Genomic DNA, 24,038 nt, shown 5'->3' with positions numbered 1-24,038 from the left:
AGCGATTTGCAGGCGGGCAATCTTCGTAAAATTGATGTCGGCATTCGTCGGCTGGATCGCCACTTTTACCTCACGGGCAAACCTTGTGTTGCCCGCAGCGAGGCAATCTTGAATAATCGCCAACTGAGAATTATTTGCAGATAGTCATGACTCCCATCACCGCTGGCCATCCTCGTATCCTGTCTATAGAAGACGACCTCGTGCTCGGTGCTTATGTTCATGAGCACCTGGGGCGCTGCGGTTTTCAGGTGACCTGGTGCCAGAATGGTCTGGAAGGCTTGACCATCGCCCGCCAGCAAGCCTTCGATGTGGTGCTGATGGATATTCTGCTGCCGGGCCTGGACGGGCTGAACGTACTGACGCAATTACGCCAGAGCCATTCCACCCCGGTGGTGCTGATGTCGGCGCTCGGTGCCGAGGCGGATCGCATCAGTGGTTTTCGGCTGGGCGCCGATGATTACCTGCCCAAACCCTTCAGCATGGTCGAGTTGCGGGTGCGCATCGAAGCGATCCTGCGACGGGTCGCGCTCGACCGCCGGCCAGCGCCGGCACCGATTGCCCCTTCGGCGGACAGCCTGCGTTTCGACGATGAATGCTGTGATGTCTTTTATGGCGAACACGCTGCCGGCCTGACCCGCAGTGAGTACCGGTTGCTGGAAACGTTGAATCGCAATGACGATGAAGTCCTGAGCAAAGCCTTCCTTTACCAGCATGTGCTGCAGCGCGGTTACGCGCCCCATGACCGCAGCCTCGACATGCATATCAGTCAGATCCGCCGCAAGCTCAAGGCCATCGGTTACCTCGAGCGCGAAGTGCGCACGGTGTGGGGCAAGGGCTACGTATTGAGTGCTGTCGATGAAGTGGAGTGACCTGCCGGGCAGGCATTCGCTGTTCTGGAAACTGGCGTGTTTGTTGGTGGCGTTCTGTCTGCTGATGATCTGGCTCAGTTGGTCCTGGGGGCGCTACATGGAAAAGAAAAACCTGTTCCTGTCCGACGAGGCACGGGGCACGCTGATGCGCTACGCCGCCGAGGCCGAGCAGGCGTGGAATAAGCGCCAGAGTGCAGGCGTCGATGCCTGGTTGCAGAGCGTCGGCCATCGCGAGTCGACATGGGTCGGCGTGATTGGCGGCGATTTGCAGTCATTGAGCAGTTACCCGCTGACGGAAAAAGAAACCCATCGCCTGACCTTTTTACGCAGTCTGGATTCGCCGACGAGTCGCCATACCAAAGGCCTGCCGTGGTTGAGGGTGCCTTTTCCCAACGATCCGTCCGCCGGCAGTCTGGTGATCGAACTGCCCCGGCGTTTCGTGCCCGGGCACTACCGGGTGTTCTGGCGGGTGATCACCAACGGGGTGATTCCCGGACTGTTCACCTTGCTGCTGTGCGTCGGTCTGTATCGGTTGCTGGTCGTGCCTTTGAACAGTCTGCGCGAACAGGCCAATGCCTGGCGGGCCGACCAGTTGAACGTGCGGTTGTCGAGCCGCATCACCACTCGCCCTGATGAGCTGGGTGAACTGGGCCGGGCCTTTGATCACATGTCCGAGCGCCTGCAAGGCACGGTGGCCCTGCAACAACAACTGCTGCGCGACCTGTCCCACGAATTGCGCACGCCACTGAGTCGCCTGCGGGTGGCCAGCGAAAGCGAGCAGGGGTTGACGCAATTGCGCGAGCGCATTGGCCGTGAGGTCGATGGCATGCAGCGTCTGGTGGAAGACACCCTGCAACTGGCCTGGCTCGACACCGAACGCACTCGATTGCCCGACGAATCGATCCAGGTTCAGGCGCTGTGGGACATGCTCACGGAAAATGCCTGCTACGAAAGTGGCTGGCCGGCGAGCCAGTTGCAGTGCGCGGTGGATTCGTCCTGCTGGGTGCGCGGCCATCTCAATACGTTGGCTCAGGCGCTGGAAAACATCCTGCGCAATGCCATTCGTCATTCACCGCAGGGCGGCGTTGTGCGTCTGGGTGGGCAGCGCGATGGCGACTTCTGGCGTGTGTGGCTGGAGGATGAGGGTGGCGGGGTGGCTGAGGTGGATCTTGAGCGGATCTTCTGTCCGTTCATTCGGCTCGATGGCTCGCGGCCGGGGAATGGTGGATTTGGCTTGGGGTTGAGCATTGCGAGGAATGCGGTGCAGCGTCAGGGCGGGAGTCTTTGGGCTGAGAACACCGGGGCGGGTTTGCGGTTGAATATGCGGTTGGTGGCAAATGTTGGTGGCGCCAGTGCTGACGCCATGGCGAGCAAGCTCGCTCCCACAGTGGTTCTCTGCCGGCCACAAATCGTGTGATCAACTCCGCACCCTGTGGGAGCGGGCTTGCCCGCGAAGAGGCCCGTCGGGTCACCATTACGAAAAAGTCTCACCGCTGGTGAGACAGTTTTCTTGGGCCCAACAACCATCGGATCTACAAGGGCTGTCACGCTGAGGTGAAAGTCGCACCACCGGTGCGACAATTCTCTGGTCGAACAACCTGATCATTTTCTCCCAGTGCAAACCTTGTTTAAAGCTGCACTGTGCGTACGCAGCGACGTCCAGCCGGCAAAAGTGTCAGCGCTGCTGACACAAACCCGCCCCTCGGTGTGTGAGGGTTGTTCAGTTTTTGAGCAGCTGCCCAGGTCTATTCCGCGCAAACAGCTTAATACGGAAACTGCCCCTTATTCCCATAAACCATAAGCACCATACTTTGCGTGATATGGCCTGCGAAGGTTTGTCGGTATGATAGGCGCCCCCGCAGTCTGGATTGCGAATTACGCCATGACCTTGCAGTACCCAACCATCGCCGATTGCGTCGGCAACACTCCGCTGGTCCGTTTGCAGCGCCTGCCTGGCGCCACCAGCAATACCCTTTTGCTCAAGCTCGAAGGGAATAACCCGGCGGGTTCGGTCAAGGACCGTCCGGCGCTGTCGATGATCACCCGCGCCGAGTTGCGCGGGCAGATCCACGCCGGCGATACGCTGATCGAAGCGACCTCGGGTAACACCGGGATCGCCCTGGCGATGGCCGCCGCGATCAAGGGTTACAAGATGATCCTGATCATGCCGGACAACTCCAGTGCCGAACGTAAAGCCGCCATGACGGCGTATGGTGCCGAGCTGATTCTGGTCACTCAGGAAGAGGGCATGGAAGGCGCCCGCGACCTCGCCCAGCGAATGGAAGCCGAAGGCCACGGCAAGGTGCTGGATCAGTTTGCCAACGGGGACAACCCCGAAGCGCACTACACCACCACCGGCCCGGAAATCTGGCGTCAGACCGAAGGCACCATCACTCATTTCGTCAGCTCCATGGGCACCACCGGTACCATCATGGGCGTTTCGCGCTACTTGAAAGAGCAGAACGAGAGCGTGCAGATCATCGGTCTGCAACCGATGGAAGGCTCGGCGATTCCGGGCATCCGTCGCTGGCCGCAGGAATACCTGCCGAAGATCTACCAGGCCGAGCGCGTGGACCGGATCGTCGACATGGCACAAAGCGAAGCCGAAGACGTGACCCGTCGTCTGGCCCGCGAAGAAGGCATCTTCTGCGGCGTGTCCTCGGGCGGTGCGGTGGCAGCGATGCTGCGTCTGTCCAAAGAAGTTGAAAACGCGGTGATCGTCGCGATCATCTGCGACCGTGGCGACCGTTACTTGTCGACCGGCATTTTCGACGCGCCTAACTGATGGCCAAGCAAGAGAGAGGCCTGCGCTTCCAGCCCACCGGCGGCAGCAAGGCCCCGCAAATTCCGACCGGCAAAAAGCAGCGTTTGAGTATTGAGCGCCTGGCCAATGACGGTCGCGGTATCGCGTTTTTTGAAGGTCGCACCTGGTTCGTCCTCGGCGCATTGGCCGGTGAAGAAGTCGAAGCGCGCGTGTTGGGCGCCCACGGCAAAGTGGTCGAGGCGCGCACCGAACGGGTGTTCCAGGCCAGCGAACTGCGCCGCCCTGCACCGTGTCCGCATGCCGGTCGCTGTGGCGGTTGCAGCGTGCAACATCTGCCGCACAACGAACAACTCGCCCTGAAACAGCGCATGCTCGCCGAGCAATTGTCGAAGGTCGCCGGTGTCGAACCCGAAGAATGGGCCGCGCCGCTGAGCGGTCCGGAATTCGGTTACCGGCGTCGCGCCCGAGTGGCGGTGCGCTGGGACATGAAGGCGAAAAAACTCGAAGTCGGTTTCCGCGCCGCTGGCAGTCAGGACATCGTTGCGATCAACGAATGCACGGTGCTGGTACAACCCTTGCAGTCGATCATGACCCGCTTGCCGGAAATGCTTCGGCGCTTGAGCAAACCTCAGGCTCTGGGGCATGTGGAATTGTTCAGCGGTTCGTCGTTGGCGGTGTTGCTGCGGCACATGGCGCCGCTGTCCGACGCCGACATGACGATCCTCAAGGATTTCTGCGCCTTCCATGAAGCCCAATTGTGGCTGCACGGTGACGGCGAACCGCAACCGGTCGAGGCTGACCAGTCGTTGGGTTATCGGCTTGAGCAGTGGGCTTTGAACCTGGCGTACCGTCCGGGGGATTTCATCCAGGTCAACGCCGGGGTCAACGAAGCGATGATCGCCCAGGCGTTGGACTGGCTGAAGCCGACGGCGGAGGAACGAGTTCTCGATCTATTCTGTGGTTTGGGTAACTTTGCCTTGCCGTTGGCCAAGGTCGTTCGCGAAGTGGTGGCGGTGGAGGGTGTGCAGGCGATGGTCGAGCGGGCAGCTGCAAACGCTGCTAGCAATAATCTTCATAATGCGAAGTTTTTTCAGGCCGATTTATCCCAGCCTTTGGCCGATGCCGAATGGGCGCGCGAAGGCTTTTGTGCGGTACTCTTGGACCCACCGCGTGACGGTGCTTTCGAAGCAGTGCGCAAGCTGGCGTCTCTGGGCGCCAAACGGTTGGTGTATGTATCGTGCAATCCGGCAACGCTGGCGCGCGATACGGTCGAATTGATCAAGCAGGGCTACCGGTTAAAACGTGCCGGGATTCTCGATATGTTTCCTCAGACGGCACATGTCGAGGCCATGGCGTTATTTGAAGCGAGCTAGGACGGCTCGTCTGGTCCGACTGGCCTGCCCGTGCCGCGCTCGCATTAGCCCCGCGAGCGTTCACGGGTAACGAAAGGTCAGCGATTTGACGCATTGAATCTGCGTCGTAGGGAAGGTAAGCAAGATGGTACAGGTGAGAGCACACCAGCCGATCAACACCGACGGCAGTATCAATCTCGAGGCTTGGCTCGATCACGCGGCCAGTGTCGATCCGGCACTGGATCGCGAAGCCTTGAAGGAAGCGTGCGAGTTCGCTCGTGCGTCTGAACAACAGGCCAATGCAGCGAAAAATCTATGGTCCGAAGGGACCTCGAGTTTCCGCACGGGCCTTGAGATCGCCGAGATTCTCGCCGACCTCAAACTCGATCAGGATTCGTTGGTTGCCGCGATCCTGTATCGCGGCGTGCGCGAAGGCCAGATTGAGTTGCCGGCGGTCAGCCAGCGCTTCGGTCCGGTGGTCGCCAAACTCATCGACGGCGTGTTGCGCATGGCGGCGATCAGCGCCAGCCTCAGCCCCCGTCAATCCCTGGTGCTGGGCACGCAGGGCCAGGTCGAAAACCTGCGCAAAATGCTGGTCGCCATGGTCGACGACGTTCGCGTCGCGCTGATCAAACTGGCCGAACGCACCTGCGCGATCCGTGCGGTGAAAACCGCCGATGACGAAAAACGCAACCGCGTCGCCCGTGAAGTCTTCGACATCTACGCGCCTTTGGCTCACCGTCTCGGTATCGGTCACATCAAGTGGGAGCTGGAGGACTTGTCCTTCCGTTACCTTGAGCCCGACCAGTACAAGCAGATCGCCAAGTTGCTCCACGAGCGGCGACTGGATCGCGAGCGTTTCATCGCCGATGTGATGAGCCAGCTCAAGAACGAATTGCAGGCCACCGGCGTCGATGCCGACATCAGCGGCCGGGCCAAACACATCTATTCGATCTGGCGCAAAATGCAGCGCAAGGGTCTGGAATTCAGCCAGATCTACGACGTGCGCGCGGTTCGCGTGCTGGTGCCGGAAATGCGCGACTGCTACACCGCGCTCGGTATCGTCCACACCCTGTGGCGGCACATCCCGAAAGAATTCGACGACTACATCGCCAACCCTAAAGAGAACGGCTACCGCTCGCTGCACACCGCGGTGATCGGCCCCGAGGGCAAGGTGCTGGAAGTGCAGATCCGCACCCACGCCATGCACGAAGAAGCCGAGCTGGGCGTTTGCGCACACTGGCGCTACAAGGGCACCGACGTCAAATCCGGCTCCAACCACTACGAAGAGAAAATTTCCTGGCTGCGTCAGGTCCTCGAGTGGCATGAAGAGCTGGGTGACATCGGCGGCCTGGCTGAGCAACTGCGGGTCGATATCGAACCGGACCGGGTCTACATCTTCACCCCGGACGGTCATGCCATCGACTTGCCGAAGGGCGCGACGCCGCTGGACTTCGCCTACCGAGTGCACACCGAAATCGGTCACAACTGCCGTGGCGCGAAGATCAACGGGCGCATCGTGCCGCTCAACTACAGCCTGCAAACCGGTGAGCAAGTCGAGATCATCACCAGCAAGCACGGCACCCCGAGCCGCGACTGGCTGAACCCGAACCTGGGTTACATCACCACCTCGCGGGCACGGGCGAAGATCGTTCACTGGTTCAAATTGCAGGCGCGCGATCAGAACGTCGCCGCCGGTAAAACCTTGCTGGAGCGCGAACTCAACCGCCTCGGTCTGCCAGCGGTAGATTTCGACAAGCTGGCCGAAAAGGCCAACATGAAAATGGCCGAAGACATGTTCGCCGCGTTGGGCGCAGGCGATTTGCGTCTGGCACAACTGGTGAACCTGGCGCAGCAACTGGTCGAACCGGAGCGCGGCAACGAACAGCTGGAACTGATTCCACGCAAGGCCACCGGTTACAAACCGGGCAAGCGCGGCGACATCCAGATCCAGGGCGTCGGCAACCTGATGACCCAGATGGCCGGCTGCTGCCAGCCGCTGCCGGGGGATGCGATCGTCGGTTACATCACCGTGGGCCGCGGCGTGAGTATTCACCGTCAGGACTGCGCCTCGGTGCTGCAACTGGGTGGGCGCGAGCCCGAGCGGATCATCCAGGTCAGCTGGGGCCCGGTGCCGGTGCTCACCTATCCGGTGGACATCATCATCCGTGCCTACGACCGGTCCGGTCTGCTGCGTGACGTTTCGCAAGTACTGCTCAACGAGCGGATCAACGTGCTGGCGGTCAACACCCGCTCGAACAAAGAGGACAACACGGCGTTGATGTCCCTGACCATCGAGATTCCGGGGCTGGATGCACTGGGTCGGTTGCTGGGGCGGATTTCCCAGTTGCCAAACATCATCGAAACCCGCCGTAACCGGACTCCGTGAAATTGATGTACAGCCTTGAAGACTTGCTGCACCTGATGAGCCGTCTGCGCGACCCGCAGTTCGGCTGCCCGTGGGACATCAAGCAAACCTACGAAACCATCGTCCCGCACACCCTTGAGGAAGCCTACGAAGTCGCCGACGCCATCGAGCGCGGTGACTTCGATCACTTGCAGGGAGAGTTGGGGGATTTGCTGTTCCAGGTGGTTTATTACAGCCAGTTGGCCCGGGAAGAAGGGCGCTTCGAATTCGCCGGCGTCATCGACAGCATCACCCGCAAATTGATTCGCCGTCATCCGCATGTGTTTCCTACCGGTGATCTGTATGCGCCGCTGGATGTTCCGCGTCTTAATGAAGATCAGGTCAAACAGCGCTGGGAAGAGATCAAGGCTGAAGAACGGGCGGAGAAATCTTCGGCGCCCGAACAACTGTCCTTGCTCGACGACGTACCCGCAGCACTGCCGGCATTGTCCCGTTCGGCGAAGTTGCAGAAGCGCGCGGGGCAGGTCGGTTTCGACTGGCCTGACGCCTTGCCGGTGCTCGACAAAGTGCGCGAAGAGCTCGATGAAGTGCTCGAAGCCATGGCCGACAATGACTCGGCAGCGATTGCCGATGAGGTCGGTGATCTGTTGTTTTCCGTGGTCAATCTGGCGCGTCATCTCAAGGTCGATCCCGAAACTGCACTGCGTGGAGCCAACAGCAAGTTCGAAAGACGCTTCCGTTTTATCGAACAGGCATTGCGCGACACCCACCGTCCCATAGAAGATTGCACCCTCGAAGAGTTGGACGCCTTGTGGGGCGAAGCCAAACGTCAGGAAAAGAATTTGCCCAGCTGCGGTTGAGCAGTTGCCTAAGTGAGTAATAAGCACCATGAGCATTTCCCTTCGCGACCAGTTGCTCAAAGCAGGGCTGGTCAACCAGAAGCAGGCCAAACAGGTCGGCAAAGAGAAGCAGAAACAGCAGCGTCTGGCCCACAAAGGTCAGATCGAACTTGATGACTCGCAGCAGCGGGCGGCTCAGGAAGCCATGGCCGAGAAGGCCAAGCGCGACCAGGAGCTGAACCGTCAGCAGCAGGAGAAGGCCGAGGCCAAGGCTCGCGCTGCTCAGGTCAAACAGTTGATCGAAGTCTCGCGTCTGCCGAAGCTGACGACCGAGGACTACTACAACTTCGTCGACGACAAGAAGGTCAAGCGCATCTGCGTCAACACGCTGATGCGCAACAAGCTCAGCAGCGGTTCGCTGGCTATCGTGCACCACGCCGGCGGTTATGAAGTGATCCCCCGTGAGGCGGCCCTGAAGATCCAGGAGCGCGATCCACAGCGTATCGTGCAGATGAACGTGAAGACCGAAGAAGTCGCTGCCGAAGACGATCCGTACGCCGCCTATCAGATCCCGGACGATCTGATGTGGTAAGCCGTTAAAGACTGCAACAACGACAAACCCCGCTCATGGCGCAATGCTGTTCACTTAAGCGGAGCAGCCTTGCGGTTAACCGGATACCGGGTTTTTGACATCTTCACCGCCCTAGGCCTCGCAGGCCTGGGGCGTTTTGCTATGAAGAGCACACCAATGCTGCCGCGAAGCTCGTCCAGGCGTCTTGGCGTGTGTGAGGGCGAGACCGCTCCGGCCATGACCACCAGATGGCTGGCGATGTGCTGACAGGCAAACTTGAAACTCACCTCGCTGGGAGCCCGCTTATGAGCTACAGCCGCCTGACTGGCTTCTCGACGCACTACGTTATAAGCCAGTAACAGCCCCCATAATTCTTGATACACCAGGTCTACAGTCTTGCTGCGAAGGGTCAAGGCATTGTCTTGCATTGAGCTTTTGATATCCCTGAAACCCAGTTCGATTTCCCATCGCTCGTGATAAAGGGTGGCGACCTGCTCAGCGCTAAAGTGCGAGGCTGGCAGGGAGGTGAAGACGGTTTTTTCTTTCCCGGCGACCTCGTAGGTGACCGCCCGTACTTGCCAGTACTCAGGCAACAGTGGGTTCTTTTTACGCGCTTGCTGCGAGACCTTCATCTGGACTAGGTAATCACCATCGCCGTAGTGTTCAATTTCCGTGCGAACAGTACCCTTACGCTCCGGGATCATCCAATGCCGGTTTTTTTCAGTACTTTGGATACTCAACAATAGGTCCGCACTGAAAAACCCTTTGTCCAGCAGGGTCACTGAGTGGTTGGGTATGCTCTCGATGAAGTCCTTGGCCAGCGGGATCTCCCCTTTGCGGTAAGGGCTGATGGCCGCGTTGGCGATGATATGAGAACGGGCGTTCATCAACGCAACAAGGCGCAGCACCGGATAAGGGGTTTGACGATCGGAGGAGGTATTGCCGGAGCCAAAATGGTCCCGCAATGACGACGTTTCCGGGGTTCGAAACAAGGCACCGTCGACGGCAAAGACTTGAAGACCGTGCCAGTCATCTTGCGGGTAGCGCTCGTATCCCCAGACATTGGCGCACTGTTGAAATAACCAAGCGACAGGCTGATTCCCCAGACGCTGGCGCGCCTGCGACAACCCGCTTTTGGCTAACAGCACCTCATTAGCAAGACCGTCGGCACAAATATTCAGTCGGCGAGCGACCTCGACTATTGGCTCACCTCTGAAAAGTGCCATCCCGACTACCAGCCAAAGGACTATGTCCGAAGGCAAGCGCCGACGTCGGATCGTGGCTTTATCCGCCAGAGCGGCCGCTGCGGTGATCCAATCATGAGGAATATGATCGGTGAACACCTCAAGGCGAGAGAGCGGTTGCTTAGCAAAATCCAAAACCGCGCTTAAATCCTGAGCAACAGACATAAAAAATCCGGAATCCTTATCAGATTCCGGATTTTCCGGCTGCCTGAGGATTAGTCAACAATCCTTAAGTGAACAGCATTGCGCTCATGGCGGGGTTTGTCGTTTTCAATGCTGTCATTGCTTAGGCGGATTGGAGCTCTCGTTGCTGCTCCAGTTTTTCCAGTTCGGCCTTGTAGCTGTGGGCATCGGTTTCGGAGTGGAACATCCCCACCAGCATGTCTTGTTGGTGCACGTCCCAGATCCGGATACCGGCGGCTACGCCTTCGTGGGACTTATGTGAATCGTCGCGTTCAGTTACTTTTACAGTCATCTGCTAGCTCCAATCTCTGTTATCTGCAGCAAGGCGTGTGCAGGACTCCGTTATATGTTTGGTTAGCCTGCTAAGTAAACGACTGAGTTTGGTAACGGACTTTTGCAAAATCAGAGAAAATCCTGCAGCCCTTGAAACACGCGGCATTTGGTCGCAAGCCGCTGAGTTTCATGACAAAAGCTTCATGTTTGCGACGATGAAAACGGCGGATTCAAACCGGTACCTGTAGGAGCCAGGCTTGCCGGCGAAGGCGTCCTTGGGTGCGCCTTCGCCGGCAAGCCTGGCTCCTACAAAAGCAAAAGCAAAGGCACAAAAAAAACGCCCCGAACCAGTCGGGGCGTTTTTATGTGCGGCGTACGCGGGGTATTACTTACCCTGCCAGCGCTTCAGTACCAGCGTGGCATTGGTGCCACCGAAGCCGAAACTGTTGCTCATCACGGTGTTGATGGTGGCGTCTTCACGAGTCTTGGTCAGGATCGGCATGTCAGCCACTTCCGGGTCCAGTTCGTCGATGTTGGCGGAACCCGCCATGAAGTTGCCTTCCATCATCAGCATGCAGTAGATCGCTTCGTGAACGCCGGCGGCGCCCAGGGAGTGACCCGACAGGCTCTTGGTGGAGCTGATGGCCGGAGCCTTGTCGCCGAACACTTCACGCACACCTTTCATTTCCATGACGTCGCCGACCGGAGTCGACGTGCCGTGGGTATTCAGGTAGTCGATCGGAGCGTCAACGGTGGACATGGCCATCTGCATGCAGCGGATGGCGCCTTCGCCGCTTGGGGCGACCATGTCGTAGCCGTCGGAGGTCGCGCCGTAGCCAACGATTTCCGCGTAGATCTTCGCGCCGCGGGCCAGAGCATGTTCCAGCTCTTCGACCACGACCATGCCGCCACCGCCGGCGATGACGAAACCGTCACGCTTGGCGTCGTAGGCACGGGAAGCTTTTTCCGGGGTTTCGTTGTACTGGCTGGACAGTGCGCCCATGGCGTCGAACAGGAACGATTGGCTCCAGTGTTCTTCTTCACCGCCGCCGGCGAACACGATGTCCTGCTTGCCCATCTGGATCTGTTCCATGGCGGTACCGATGCAGTGAGCACTGGTGGCGCAGGCAGACGCGATGGAGTAGTTCAGGCCCTTGATCTTGAACGGCGTGGCCAGGCAAGCGGAAACGGTGCTGCTCATGGTCCGCGTGACGCGGTATGGGCCAACGCGTTTCACGCCTTTCTCGCGCAGGATGTCCAGCGCTTCCATCTGGTTCAGCGTGGAGGCGCCACCGGAGCCGGCGATCAAACCGGTACGCGGGTTGGAGACTTGCTCATCGGTCAGACCGGAGTCGGCGATGGCGTCTTTCATGGCCAGGTAGGCGTAAGCCGCCGCGTGGCCGACGAAGCGAAAGATCTTGCGATCGATCAGCTCTTCGAGGGGAAGGTCAATGGAGCCGGAAACCTGGCTACGCAGACCCATTTCGGCATATTCCGGGTTGAACCGGATGCCAGGGCGGCTTGCACGCAGGTTAGCGGAGACGGTCTCTTTGTCATTGCCCAGGCACGAAACGATGCCCAGACCAGTGATAACGACGCGGCGCATGCGGATAACCCTTAGAAGTTGTCAGTGGAGGTGAAAACGCCGACCCGAAGGCCTTCGGCGGTGTAGATCTCGCGGCCGTCGACGCTGACCGAACCATCGGCGATGGCCAGGTTCAGCTTGCCCTTCAGTACGCGCTTGATCTGAATGTTATAGGTTACTTTCTTGGCGGTCGGCAGAACCTGACCGAAGAATTTCACTTCGCCCGAACCCAGGGCGCGACCACGGCCCGGCAGACCTTGCCAGCCGAGGAAGAAGCCGACCAGTTGCCACATGGCGTCGAGGCCCAAGCAGCCTGGCATCACCGGATCACCTTCGAAGTGGCAGGCGAAGAACCACAGGTCCGGAGTGATATCCAGCTCGGCGACCAATTCACCCTTGCCGTACTTGCCACCCTCGGCGCTGATATGGGTGATGCGATCCACCATCAACATGTTCGGGGCGGGCAGTTGTGCGTTACCTGGGCCGAACAGCTCACCGCGACTGCAGCGCAGCAGGTCTTCCCGAGTAAAGGCGTTTTGTTGGGTCATGCGAGCTCCTCAATAGTCCCATGCGGCAGGTGGGGCAAATCTTCCCGGCCGATCGAAGCGTTTATGCCTCGAGTCAGCAGCCTACTCATAGACTATTGCGTTGTGGTGAAAGTCACAGCACCAAGGACATGAATGTACACTTGTGCACTGAAATTATTATTCAAGCCCCTTTTCGGGCCTGTTCGGGTGCCTAAGACTGCCGCACTTTCGCCTTTCACGCCAGTCGCAGATAGCCGAAAGGCCTGCACTACTGCACCCAGCGCTGCAGAATTTGCTGCAAATCTGTGCGTTTGAAGGGCTTGGCCAGGTAATCGTTCATTCCCGCCGATAAACAGGCTTCGCGGTCACCCTGCAAGGCGTTGGCAGTCAGTGCGATGATCGGCAAGTCTGTGCAGCCGGGTAATTGGCGAATCTGTCGGGTGGCCTCATAGCCGTCGATGATCGGTAGCCGGCAGTCCATCAAAATGGCTTCAAAAATCAGACTCTCCGCACTGCGCACTGCCTGGGCGCCATCGGTGACGACGCTGACAGTAAAGCCCAGACTGCGCAACATTGCTTCGATGACCGTCTGATTGACCGGATTGTCTTCCACCAGCAACACGTTGCGCCCTTCTCCATCACCGCTGCCGGTCGGTATGCGCGGCGCCAGCACGGGCAGCGTCTGTTTATAGAGCGCCAGCGGGATTTCCAGGGTGAACACCGAGCCGCGACCTTCCTCGCTCTGGGCGCGCAACGTGCCGCCCATGCGTTCAGCCAGTGTGCGAGCAATCGGCAGGCCCAGCCCGGTGCCACCGTATCGCCTCGAAATAGAACTGTCGGCCTGCTGGAAGGCGTTGAACATTAATTCCAGGCGTTCAGCCGAGATACCAATCCCGCTGTCGCGCACGGTGCAGGTGAACCACAGCAATTCGTGATCCAGCGACTGCCATTGCGGTTCGATGCTGACGCGGCCCTGTTCGGTGAATTTCAGCGCATTGCCGATCAGGTTGACCAGGATCTGCCGGATTCGCGTCGGGTCGCCCTGCACCTGCAACGCGCGCATGTCGTCCGGAATCGACAGCGCCAGGTCGAGCCCGCGTTGCACGGCGCTGTGCGAGAACGACTGGGCGCAACTGCCGATCAGGTCTGCGAGGTTGAATGGAATGTGCTCCAGCTCCAGTTCCGAACGCTCGATGCGCGAGAAATCGAGAATGTCGTTGATGACTTTGAGCAGGTGTTCCGTGGACTCCGAGGCAAGCGCCGCGTATTCGACCTGCTCCTCGGTCATCTCGGTGGTTTCCAGCAGTTGCAGCATGCCCAGCACGCCATTCATCGGCGTGCGCAATTCGTGGCTCATCATCGCAAGGAAATCGGATTTGGCGTTGTTGGCCTTTTCCGCTTCCTCGCGAGTCTGAATCAACTGCGCCATCGCTTGATGCTGTTCGCGACTGGCTTGTTCGAGCCCGTTGGCGAGGTTGTTGATGTGTTGCGACAGCGCGCCCAGTTCAGTGTCGTCGACGATCGGCAGCGGGGTTTTGTAGTCGCCGTCCTGAATGGCCTTGACCGCGTTGCCGATGTCGCGAATCGGTTGCGAAAGGCTGCCGGCCAGGCGCCGGGCGACCAGAAAAGTAAACAGCAGGGCGAACAGCGCCAGGATCCCGGCCTTGAGCAGGATTTCCTGCTGACGCTGGCTGAAGGCGTCATTGGACAGGCCGACGATCACCCGACCCAGATAATCCTCGGAGGACGCCGTGTTGGCGACGCGGCTTCCCTGCAGGAAATCATTGTGCAGCTGGATGCGTTGCAGCCGCACCGGGGCCTGGAACACTTCGACCTGGTGCGAGCGGTTGTGGGTTTCCGACGGTTGCTCGACGTACACCAGAATCCGGTTGGCACTGTCCTGGACTTCCAGAAAGCGCACATTGGGCGTGGCCAGGGTGGCCTTGAGCAAACTGTCTAGCACCTCGTTGTTGCCCGAGATCACCCCGTATTCGGTGGCCGGTGCCAGTTGGTTGGCGATCAGCTGCCCAGTGTGATTGAGCTCCTGACGCAGGTCCTGGATCCGCACGAAGGTAAAGAAACTGATCAACAGCAACGTCAGCAACAGGGCAGGGCCGAGGCTGATAATCTGCGTGCGGGTGTTGATGTCCCAACGGCGACGAAAGGTCATGGGCGGCTTTCTCCTTCGGCCAACTGTGTTGCGACAGACGCTTCATTCATCTGTTCAATCCCTAATGAACGAGCCACTTGCGGGTTGCTTAAGACTTTGAAGCGTTGCGGGTAGTGCGTGCGTGGCCACGTGGCCGGTGGCCGGTCGAGCAGTTCGTCGAGTATCGCCAGCCAATCGCTCTGATCGCTGTAGGTGCTGGCCAGGCTCCCGGCCCTGACGAACCCGGCGTTAGGGCCGATCAGCGCCAATTGCCGTGCATAGCTGCTGAGCAACAGGTTTTTAGCGGTTTTCGGGTTGTACAGATCGGGGTCGTCGAGGCCCAGCAACACGTCGCTGTTTTTCAGTAACGCCTGCAACGGCCGGCTGTCGTTCGTGTTATCCCAGCGCTCGGTGACTACTTCAAGACCCAAGGAGTGGGCGGCCTGATGCAGTTCTTTCAAGAGGAATTCGCTGTGGCTGTCGAAGAGCACGCCGACCCGTTTGGCCTGAGGCAGCAGCAATCGGGTCAGGCGCAATTGTCGGTCCAGGGGCGGGTCGCTCCAGAGCAGGCTGAGACGCGGGGGCAGGGTGGCCCCCAGATGCTGACGGGCTTGCAGGCGGCTGATGCGCAGCACCAGCGTCGCCGGGCCCTGGGTGTCTTGCAGGCGCCAGTCGAGGCTCGGCAGGTCGAGCAGAATCAAACGGGTGCCGGCGGGCAGTTTGCCTGGCGCCGGCAGACTGGCCAGCGGCTGGAAGTGCACGTTATCGGCAGGCCGCAAAGCGCTCAAGGCCTGAGTGAAGGATTGCATGCCCGGGCTGTCCTCGGCGCCGGTCAGCAAAATGTCCGCGGCGGTGGCCGCCAGGCTGCTCAGCAGTCCGGCAAGCACCAGGCACAACCCGGCCAGCAGGCGGCCAAGGATTGGCGTCTTGCGTGACGGGCTATAGAGCATCTTAGAACGCCAGCTCTGCGCTGAAGTAAAGCACCCGGCGCTCGTCGTAGTTGTTGTCGACGAAGGTAGTGGGCTGGCTGTCGAGGCGTTGCTGGAGCACACCGGCCAACTCCAGGCTGGCCTTGCCCAGGCCGATGCGTTTGGCGATGCGCGTATCGACCCGTTCGAAGCGATAGCCGTTCAGGGCATCGTCACCATAGTAGAAGAGCGCGCTGTTCCAGCCGTGGCCCCAGTTGCGCAGCCAACCGACGGACCCGCTGTTTCGAGCCGTCTGTTGTGCATCCTGCGGGTTGCTCGCCTCGGCATCGACGTAGGCATAGGTCAGACGCAGGCGATCGGCGCTGCTGATTCTCCAGTCGAGCTGGGTTTCTGCCCCGGAGAAGCGCGCGCTGTTTGAGTTGCTGGCGATGTACTGATTGTTGCGCAGCGGTTCGCTGATCATCCCGGTGATTTCGTCGTAGAACAGCTTCACATCGACCGCCAGCCCCACTTTGGCAAAGTAGCCGTTGTAGCCCAGTTCCCGGGAACGCATGTGTTCCTGTTCGAGGTCGCCGGGGCCACGGGTCTTGACGAAATAACGGGCACTGGACTGGCCATAGGCACTGGGTCGCAGGTTCTTTACCTGATAACTCCAGTTGACGTTGTTCTCAAACATGTCCGGCGAGCGGATGGCTTCCGAGTACACCGCCCGCAGGCCATGGCGCGGGTTGATCAGGTAGTTGACCGCCACCCGCGGGGTGAGCGAACTGCCAATCAAGTGCGTGTCTTCGAACATCGCACCGCCCTGCAGCAACCAATGCTCGGTGGCGCGCCACTCGAGTTGGCCGAACGCCCGCCAGGTGGTGTCGTCGAGGGTGCCATTGAAGTAGGTCTTGGAATCTGCCCGGTCGTAACGATAGTTCATGCCGCTGACCAGCCGCAGACTGTCGGACAGGCTGAGGGTGTCCTGCACTTCGAGGTCGTAGCGCGACTCCCGGGCGCTTTGGTCGATATCACCGCAGAGGGTTTGTCGGGCGCCGTTTCGCCATTGGTCCAGCACTTGATTGGCCAGTGCGCGCTGGGTCGGGTCACCTGCGGGCGCGCCGGGGCCGGTGTAGCGCTCCATGTTGCGCGCCAGGCGTTCGGTGTAATTCGGGTTGAGCTGCCAGAGCTCGGTCAGCTGCGGGCTGAACGAAACCTCGGCATCGCAGGCACGCCAGGTCTGCTGACGATCCCAGTGTTGCGCCGAGCCCTGGATGTAAAGGCTGTGATCGGGATTGATGTCGAGGTTCCAGCGCAGCGAGCCGGCGTAGTCCTTGGCGATGACGTCGGAATTGTTCCCTGCAGCGGTAATCCCCGAGAAGACCGGGCGGTAGGTATACGGACGCTGGTTGCTCCCGTCCTTGGCATTCAATTGCCAGTCGATGCTCTGGTTTTCAGTGAGCGTTTGGCTGACGGCGAGGTTGAAACGGTTCAAGCGGCGGCTGTCGCGGTAGTCGGCGCCGTTACGGTCCGAATCGAAGCCGTCGTCTTGCTGGCCGGACAGTGACAGGCGCAGGCCGCCGCCGTCCCAGCCCACGCCCTGGCTGGCGTAAAAGTCGTCGATGCCGCGCTGCCCACGGGTGACTTTCAGCCGCGTGCCGTGGCTGTCGGCCGGGTTGCGCGTGATGATGTTGACCACCGCCATCAGCGCATTGGCGCCATAGCTGACAGTGTTCGGGCCGCGGAAAACTTCGATGCGTTCGATGTCTTCCAGGGCCACCGGAATGTCACTCCAGTCCACGGTGGCCAGGCCTGCGCGATACACCGAGCGGCCATCGATCAACACTTGCATGCGTCGCGCTTCGGTCGCGTTGGTGCCGTGATAGTTCACCGCCGCCTGGTTACCGCTGATGTTGCCGACCATCATCCCCGGCACCAGTCGCAGCAACTCACTGATGTCCCGGGCGCCACTGGCGTTGATCAGTTCGCTGTCGATCACCGTCATGCTCCCCGGTACCGCGGCCGGCGACTGCTTGAGCCGCGTCGCGGTCAATACTTGCGGCAGCGGCTCGCTGTCGAGGAACAAGTCGTCGGCAAGCAATGGCGAGCTGAAAATCAGCACCAGTACCAGTGGCGAGCGAGGTGATGGAGAGCCAAACGACACAACACATCCTTGATAGCGAACAATTGGCGCGCATGTTAACCGAGCGCAACGACTTTTCCAGTCACGTTGTGGGCATTTTCGTCGGTTTTCTTGGTCTTCTTCCTACAAGTGCCGGTAATTGATACGGGGACTGGCCGCCACTGGGCCGCTCCGTATAATGCCGTCATCGCCACTGGTATGGATTAACGGATTGCATATGACTGAACAGCGCCCAATTGCGGTCCTGGGAGGCGGAAGTTTTGGTACCGCCGTGGCTAATCTGCTGGCCGAGAACGGGCATCAGGTCCGGCTGTGGATGCGTGACCCCGAGCAGGCCGAGGCCATTCGGGTCAATCGCGAGAACCCGCGTTACCTCAAAGGCATCAAGATTCTGCCGGCCGTGGAAGCGGTCACCGACCTGCTGGCCACTCTGCAAGCCTGCGACTTGTGCTTCGTCGCACTGCCGTCCAGCGCGCTGCGCTCGGTATTGATGCCGCACGCCGAACGTTTGAGCGGCAAATTGCTGGTGAGCCTGACCAAAGGCATCGAAGCCCACACCTTCAAACTGATGAGCGAAATCCTCGAAGAGATCGCCCCGCAAGCGCGCATCGGCGTGCTGTCCGGGCCGAACCTGGCCCGTGAAATCGCCGAACACGCGCTGACTGCCACGGTGGTCGCCAGCGAAGACGAAGAACTCTGCCAGCGGGTCCAGGAAGCGTTGCATGGCCGGACCTTTCGCGTGTACGCCAGCGCCGACCGCTTCGGCGTGGAGCTGGGCGGCGCGTTGAAAAACGTTTACGCGATCATCGCCGGCATGGCGGTGGCGCTGGGCATGGGCGAAAACACCAAGAGCATGCTGATCACCCGGGCGCTGGCAGAAATGACCCGCTTTGCGGTGAATCAGGGCGCCAACCCGATGACCTTCCTCGGTTTGGCGGGCGTCGGCGATTTGATCGTCACCTGCTCGTCGCCGAAAAGCCGTAATTACCAGGTCGGATTCGCCCTCGGCCAGGGCTTGAGCCTGGAAGATGCAGTGACGCGCCTGGGCGAAGTCGCTGAAGGCGTGAACACCCTCAAGGTGCTCAAGGCCAAGGCTCAGGAGGTGGGCGTGTACATGCCGCTGGTCGCCGGGCTGCACGCCATTCTGTTCGAAGGGCGCACGCTGGAGCAGGTGATCGGTCTATTGATGCGTGCCGAGCCGAAAACCGACGTCGACTTTATTTCCACCAGTGGTTTCAACTGAGCACTCAATTGACAGGGGCAGGGAGCGAGACATGAACGATCCGAAAACAGAAGCCAAGTACGAATCCATCCTGCTGCGCGTGTTGTGGATGATCGTCTACGTGCTGGTATGGCAAGTGGCGCAATTCATCCTCGGCGCCGTGGTGTTGGTTCAACTGATCTATCGTTTGATCTATGGCGCCCCAAGCGCCAGCCTGATGAACTTCGGCGACAGCCTGAGCCAGTTCCTGGCGCAGATCGGTCGATTCGGCAGTTTCCACAGTGACCAGAAGCCCTGGCCGTTCGCCGACTGGCCGACGCCGCGTACACCGGAAGGTGAAGCGCCGCACGCTGTGGCGCCGGCACCACACCCGGTCCGAGATGAGGAGCCCAAGCTATGAAACTCTGGATACTGCGTCATGGTGAAGCCGAGCCACACGGCAAGCGTCCTGATTCGGAACGGGCACTGACTGCCCATGGTCGTGAAGAAGTGCTGCGCACTGCCGCCGAACTGGCCGGCAAGCCGCTGACCGCGATCTATGCCAGTCCTTACCTGCGAGCGCAGGAGACCGCAGAAATTGTGCGTACCGCGCTGAATTTCGCGCCGGAGATTCGCACCGTCGACTGGCTGACCCCCGACAACCGCCCGCAAGCGGTGGCGGAACAGTTGGTGTCTGTGGATCATGCGCTACTGGTCAGCCATAACCCACTGGTGGGTAACCTGTTGGGTTACTTGCAGCACGGCCATGTGCAGGCCCCGGAGGCGGTGAAAACTGCCGGCCTTGCAGAACTTGAAGGCGAAGGCCCGCTGGCCGGAGCGATGAAGCTCACCGGCATTAAGCACCCGTAAAATAGTCAACCGAGCAACTGCTTGGTTGACTACGCTTGCTCCAGACCAAAAATAAAGGAGCGAGTCGCATGCCTGCTGCTTTCCGTTTGCCGCTGGACGTTTTCTACGAGCGTGAAGCGCGCCATCCCCACCAGCGCTTTTTGGTCCAGCCCATCGGCGGCGGGCAAGTCGAGACGCTGACCTGGGCCGACGTCGGTCATCAGGCGCGTTGCGCCGCGCATTGGTTGCGCGCGCGCGAATTGCCCCAAGGCAGCCACATCGCCCTGATCTCGAAAAACTGCGCGCACTGGATCATCGCCGACCTGGCGATCTGGATGGCCGGTCATGTGTCGGTGCCGCTCTACCCGAACCTCACCGCCGAGACCGTGGCCCAGGTCCTTGAACATTCCGAAGCGGCGCTGGTGTTCATCGGCAAACTCGATGACTGGCCAGGCATGTCTCGCGGGATCAGCCCCGATCTGCCGACGATCAGCCTGCCGTTGCATCCAACCGGCACGTTCGATTTCAGCTGGGTCGACCTGCAAAAGAGTTCACCGATCCAGGACGATCCCAAGCCGTCCGCCGACCAGTTGGCGACCATCATTTACACCTCCGGCACCACCGGCATGCCCAAAGGCGTGATGCACAGTTTCGCCAATCTGGGGTTTGCCACCACACGCGGCACGCAGTTATTCGGCCTGAATGAGTCAGATCGGTTGCTGTCCTACCTGCCGCTGTGCCATGTCGCCGAGCGGATGTTCGTCGAGCTGGCGTCGATCTACACCGGGCAAACGGTATTTTTTGCCGAGAGCCTCGACACCTTCCTGACCGATTTGCGCCGCGCACGTCCTACCGCGTTGTTCGGCGTGCCAAGGATCTGGACCAAATTCCAGATGGGCGTGTACAGCAAGATCCCGGCAAAACGCCTCGACTTCCTGCTGGGTCTGCCGATCATCGGCAAGCGGGTCGGCCACAAAGTCCTTGCCGGGCTCGGGCTGGATGCCTTGCGCATCGCCTTGTCCGGCGCCGCGCCAGTGCCGCTGACCTTGCTGCTGTGGTACCGCAAACTGGGGCTGGATGTGCTGGAGGTCTACGGCATGACCGAAAGCTGCGGCTATTCGCACGTTTGCCGGCCGGGCCAGAACAAACCCGGCTGGATCGGCAAGCCCTGCCCGGAGGTCGAGGTGCGGATCGCCGAGTCGGGCGAGGTCATGGTGCGCAGCGGCGCGACCATGCTCGGGTATTTCAAGGAGCCTGAGAAAACCGCCGAAACCATCACCGAGGACGGCTTCCTGCGCACCGGCGACAAGGGCGAGGAGGACGCCGAAGGCAACTTGCGCCTGACCGGGCGACTGAAGGAAATATTCAAGACCAGCAAAGGCAAATACGTCGCCCCGGCACCGATCGAAAATCGTCTGGCGGAGCATTCGCGCATCGAGCAGGTTTGCGTGGTGGGCGATGGCCTGAGCGCGCCGCTGGGTTTGTGCGTGCTCTCGGCGGTCGGTCAGCAGGACGCCAGCGGAACGGCGAGGGCGGGCCTGCATTCAAGCCTCGAAAAACTTCTGGAGGAGGTCAACGGCGTCCTCGACAAACATGAGCGCTTGCGTCGACTGGTGGTGGTCAAGGACAGTTGGGCGGTGGAAAACGGCTTCCTGACGCCGACCCTGAAGATCAAGCGCAACGTGATCGAAGCCACCTACGGTGCCCGCTTCGAAGAATGGAGCGAGCGCAGCGAAGCGGTGCTGTGGCAGGATTGAGTCACGAATAAAACCAACAAAGGATGTCAGCAATGAGCTTGTGGCGTACCCATCCCAACATTGAACAGTTGAACGCAATCCAGAAAAACACCATCGGCGACGTGCTGGATATTCGCTTCGAAGCCTTCGACGACGAGTCCCTGACTGCGAGCATGGTCATCGACCATCGCACTCACCAGCCTTACGGCTTGCTGCACGGCGGCGCCTCGGTGGTGCTGGCCGAAACGGTCGGCTCGATGGCCAGTTACCTGTGCATCGACGCCAGCAAGTTTTACTGCGTGGGCCTGGAAATCAACGCCAACCATTTGCGCGGCTTGCGCAGTGGGCGGGTCACGGCGGTAGCCAAGCCGATTCACATTGGCCGCACGACACATGTTTGGGATATCCGGTTGAGCAGCGATGAGGGGAAGGCTAGCTGTGTGTCGCGGTTGACCATGGCGGTAGTGCCATTGGGTGAGAATCCACCGGCGCGTTGAGAGTGTGTTTCTTCAATTGAGGCCGCCCCTCACCCTAACCCTCTCCCGGAGGGAGAGGGGACTGACCGAGGTGTGCTTTCGAGTTACATCGACCTGAGATATTGAGTCGAACTCAGGTCTAGAAGCCAGTGCAGATCTGCTCCCTTTACCCCTCTCCCCCTTGGGGAGAGGGCTGGGGTGAGGGGTGGATTCATCTGACACGCCATTCCCATGACCGGACTGTCATCATTCCTGGCACTTACGGTCATTGCTGCAGGACGTCGTCTTACGGACAATCAACCCTTGTTTTCGTTGATGGATCACCGGTATGTCGCAACAGATATTTTTCGCCCACGCCAACGGCTTCCCCTCGGGCACCTACGGCAAGTTGTTCGCGGCGCTGGCGCCCGAGTATCAGGTGACGCATCTGCAGCAGCACGCCCACGACCCGCGTTTTCCGGCGGACGACAACTGGTACAACCTGGTCGATGAGCTGATCCATCACCTCAAACAGCAACCGGAACCGGTGTGGGGCGTCGGCCATTCCTTCGGTGGCGTGCTGCATCTGCACGCAGCGTTGCGGTGTCCCGAGCTCTATCGCGGCGTGGTGATGCTTGATTCGCCGGTGCTGACCCGCGCTGATCAATGGGTGATTCGCGCCGCCAAACGTTTCGGTTTCATCGATCGCCTGACCCCGGCCGGCCGTACATTGGGACGGCGCGAAGAGTTCGCTGATCTGGAAGCGGCCCGACTCTACTTCGCTGGCAAAACCCTGTTTCGCAGTTTCGACCCGGAGTGCTTCGACGCTTACCTGCAACACGGCTTGCACAAGGTGGGCGACAAGCTGCGCCTGCGCTTCGACCCGGCCACGGAAATCAGTATCTACCGTGGCGTGCCGCACACCAGTCCCGGCCGCACACGGCAACTGAAAGTGCCGCTGGCGGTGGTTCGCGGGCACAAGAGTCGGGTGGTGATGCGCCATCACGCAAGCCTCGTGGGGCGCTTGCCGCTGGGCGAGTCCCTGACCATGCCGGGCGGCCACATGTTTCCCCTCGAACGTCCCCAGGACACGGCCACGCTGTTGAAGAACCTGTTCAGCCGTTGGGACGGTCGCCGCCAACAGGATTACGCATGAGCAACGTCGTTGAAGAAGTTCGCCTGAGCCTGCCGCACATCGAGTTGGCAGCGCACTTGTTCGGCCCCGAAGACGGCATGCCGGTGATCGCCTTGCATGGTTGGCTGGACAACGCCAACAGCTTCGCCCGGCTGGCGCCGAAGCTCAAAGGCTTGCGCATTATCGCGCTGGACATGGCTGGTCACGGTCATTCCGGGCATCGGCCGACCGGGGCCGGTTACGCACTGTGGGACTACGCCCATGACGTGCTGCAAGTGGCCGAGCAATTGGGCTGGAAGCGCTTTGGCCTGCTGGGGCATTCCATGGGCGCGATCGTTTCGCTGGTGCTGGCCGGTTCGTTGCCGGAGCGCGTGACCCATCTGGCGTTGATCGACGGCATCATTCCTCCTACAGACAAAGGCGAAAACGCTGCCGAACGGATGGGCATGGCCCTGCAAGCGCAGCTGGATTTGCGGGAGAAGCGCAAACCGGTCTACAACACCCTCGACCGGGCCATCGAGGCGCGCATGAAAGGCTTGGTCGCTGTCAGTCGCGAAGCCGCAGAACTGCTGGCCCAACGTGGATTGATGCCGGTGCCGGGCGGTTATACCTGGCGCACCGATAACCGCCTGACGTTACCGTCGCCGCTGCGTCTGACTCCTGAACAGGCGATGGCCTTCGTCCAGCGGGTCAGTTGTCCTGCAAAACTGGTGGTGGCTGCCGACGGCATGCTCGCCAAACATCCCGAGTTGCTGGAACGTCTACCCTTTAGCCGTGAACAGCTGCCTGGAGGTCATCATTTGCACCTGAATGACGAACCCGGCGCCGACCTTGTCGCAGACTGTTTCAATCGGTTTTTCGCCGTTCCTTGACTTGCGCCGGGC

At 60.2% G+C, this 24,038-nt stretch carries 21 protein-coding genes; 14 read left to right on the top strand and 7 right to left on the bottom strand.

Annotated features, from left to right (window positions below; all coding sequences use genetic code 11):
• The first annotated feature begins 146 nt into the window (after positions 1-146).
• The 7 genes from QFX16_RS21815 (at position 147) to QFX16_RS21785 (ending at position 8,784) form a co-directional block, all read left to right on the top strand.
• Positions 147-869 (top strand): response regulator transcription factor, encoded by a 723-nt coding sequence (locus QFX16_RS21815; protein ID WP_283181305.1) that lies wholly within the window; start codon positions 147-149, stop codon positions 867-869.
• Positions 856-2,286, top strand: coding sequence for a sensor histidine kinase (locus QFX16_RS21810; RefSeq protein WP_283181304.1), 1,431 nt, complete (start codon positions 856-858; stop codon positions 2,284-2,286). Before QFX16_RS21815 ends, QFX16_RS21810 begins: the two co-directional genes overlap by 14 nt.
• A gap of 465 nt (positions 2,287-2,751) precedes the next feature.
• Positions 2,752-3,654, top strand: a complete 903-nt coding sequence (gene cysM / locus QFX16_RS21805; RefSeq protein ID WP_283184613.1) for a cysteine synthase CysM — start codon at positions 2,752-2,754, stop codon at positions 3,652-3,654.
• Positions 3,654-5,006: a 23S rRNA (uracil(1939)-C(5))-methyltransferase RlmD gene (rlmD, locus tag QFX16_RS21800; protein WP_283181303.1), complete on the top strand. Its 1,353-nt coding sequence runs from the start codon at positions 3,654-3,656 to the stop codon at positions 5,004-5,006. Before cysM ends, rlmD begins: the two co-directional genes overlap by 1 nt.
• Before the next feature lie 124 nt (positions 5,007-5,130).
• On the top strand, positions 5,131-7,374 hold the full coding sequence (gene relA / locus QFX16_RS21795; protein ID WP_283181302.1) for a GTP diphosphokinase: 2,244 nt from the start codon (positions 5,131-5,133) through the stop codon (positions 7,372-7,374).
• Between the two features lie 5 nt (positions 7,375-7,379).
• Positions 7,380-8,213, top strand: coding sequence for a nucleoside triphosphate pyrophosphohydrolase (mazG, locus tag QFX16_RS21790; protein WP_149631668.1), 834 nt, complete (start codon positions 7,380-7,382; stop codon positions 8,211-8,213).
• A 28-nt stretch (positions 8,214-8,241) separates the two neighbouring features.
• Entirely contained in the window at positions 8,242-8,784 is a 543-nt protein-coding gene (locus QFX16_RS21785; RefSeq protein ID WP_283181301.1) for a DUF2058 domain-containing protein, read from the top strand.
• Positions 8,785-8,834: 50 nt separating this feature from the next.
• Here the strand turns inward: QFX16_RS21785 and QFX16_RS21780 are convergent, their stop codons facing one another.
• The 7 genes from QFX16_RS21780 to QFX16_RS21750 all read right to left on the bottom strand — a co-directional run bounded on the left by QFX16_RS21780 (position 8,835) and on the right by QFX16_RS21750 (position 17,799).
• The gene (locus tag QFX16_RS21780) at positions 8,835-10,172 is read right to left on the bottom strand and encodes an IS4 family transposase (protein WP_283180397.1); all 1,338 of its coding nucleotides are present in this window, start codon (positions 10,170-10,172) and stop codon (positions 8,835-8,837) included.
• Between the two features lie 121 nt (positions 10,173-10,293).
• Complete coding sequence (locus tag QFX16_RS21775; RefSeq protein ID WP_095132420.1) at positions 10,294-10,482, bottom strand: hypothetical protein; 189 nt, start codon at positions 10,480-10,482, stop codon at positions 10,294-10,296.
• A 366-nt stretch (positions 10,483-10,848) separates the two neighbouring features.
• Complete coding sequence (gene fabB, locus QFX16_RS21770; protein WP_283181300.1) at positions 10,849-12,069, bottom strand: beta-ketoacyl-ACP synthase I; 1,221 nt, start codon at positions 12,067-12,069, stop codon at positions 10,849-10,851.
• An 11-nt stretch (positions 12,070-12,080) separates the two neighbouring features.
• Complete coding sequence (fabA, locus tag QFX16_RS21765; RefSeq protein ID WP_008148022.1) at positions 12,081-12,596, bottom strand: 3-hydroxyacyl-[acyl-carrier-protein] dehydratase FabA; 516 nt, start codon at positions 12,594-12,596, stop codon at positions 12,081-12,083.
• A 247-nt stretch (positions 12,597-12,843) separates the two neighbouring features.
• Positions 12,844-14,745 carry an ATP-binding protein gene (locus tag QFX16_RS21760; protein WP_283181299.1) on the bottom strand — a complete coding sequence of 634 codons (1,902 nt, stop codon included), beginning with the start codon at positions 14,743-14,745 and terminating at the stop codon, positions 12,844-12,846.
• Positions 14,742-15,674 (bottom strand): ABC transporter substrate-binding protein, encoded by a 933-nt coding sequence (locus QFX16_RS21755; protein ID WP_283181298.1) that lies wholly within the window; start codon positions 15,672-15,674, stop codon positions 14,742-14,744. The genes QFX16_RS21760 and QFX16_RS21755 overlap by 4 nt, the downstream gene beginning before the upstream one ends.
• Before the next feature lies 1 nt (position 15,675).
• A complete protein-coding gene (locus tag QFX16_RS21750) occupies positions 15,676-17,799 on the bottom strand; it encodes a TonB-dependent receptor plug domain-containing protein (protein ID WP_283181297.1) in 2,124 nt (707 codons plus the stop codon).
• A 196-nt stretch (positions 17,800-17,995) separates the two neighbouring features.
• Between QFX16_RS21750 and QFX16_RS21745 the strand changes: the two genes are divergently transcribed.
• The 7 genes from QFX16_RS21745 to QFX16_RS21715 all read left to right on the top strand — a co-directional run bounded on the left by QFX16_RS21745 (position 17,996) and on the right by QFX16_RS21715 (position 24,026).
• Complete coding sequence (locus tag QFX16_RS21745; RefSeq protein WP_134419054.1) at positions 17,996-19,021, top strand: NAD(P)H-dependent glycerol-3-phosphate dehydrogenase; 1,026 nt, start codon at positions 17,996-17,998, stop codon at positions 19,019-19,021.
• 31 nt (positions 19,022-19,052) lie between these two features.
• Positions 19,053-19,400, top strand: coding sequence for a DUF4389 domain-containing protein (locus QFX16_RS21740; RefSeq protein ID WP_008087808.1), 348 nt, complete (start codon positions 19,053-19,055; stop codon positions 19,398-19,400).
• Complete coding sequence (gene sixA, locus QFX16_RS21735) at positions 19,397-19,849, top strand: phosphohistidine phosphatase SixA (protein WP_283181296.1); 453 nt, start codon at positions 19,397-19,399, stop codon at positions 19,847-19,849. The genes QFX16_RS21740 and sixA overlap by 4 nt, the downstream gene beginning before the upstream one ends.
• A gap of 68 nt (positions 19,850-19,917) precedes the next feature.
• Positions 19,918-21,585 carry an AMP-binding protein gene (locus QFX16_RS21730; RefSeq protein WP_283181295.1) on the top strand — a complete coding sequence of 556 codons (1,668 nt, stop codon included), beginning with the start codon at positions 19,918-19,920 and terminating at the stop codon, positions 21,583-21,585.
• 32 nt (positions 21,586-21,617) lie between these two features.
• Positions 21,618-22,061: a hotdog fold thioesterase gene (locus QFX16_RS21725; RefSeq protein WP_283181294.1), complete on the top strand. Its 444-nt coding sequence runs from the start codon at positions 21,618-21,620 to the stop codon at positions 22,059-22,061.
• 307 nt (positions 22,062-22,368) lie between these two features.
• On the top strand, positions 22,369-23,175 hold the full coding sequence (locus tag QFX16_RS21720; protein WP_283181293.1) for an alpha/beta fold hydrolase: 807 nt from the start codon (positions 22,369-22,371) through the stop codon (positions 23,173-23,175).
• Positions 23,172-24,026, top strand: coding sequence for an alpha/beta hydrolase (locus QFX16_RS21715; RefSeq protein WP_283181292.1), 855 nt, complete (start codon positions 23,172-23,174; stop codon positions 24,024-24,026). The genes QFX16_RS21720 and QFX16_RS21715 overlap by 4 nt, the downstream gene beginning before the upstream one ends.
• Positions 24,027-24,038: the final 12 nt, after the last annotated feature.

Source organism: Pseudomonas svalbardensis, from assembly GCF_030053115.1.
GTDB classification, from domain to species: Bacteria; Pseudomonadota; Gammaproteobacteria; order Pseudomonadales; family Pseudomonadaceae; genus Aquipseudomonas; species Aquipseudomonas svalbardensis.
This window is presented reverse-complemented; position numbering and strand designations above follow the sequence as displayed.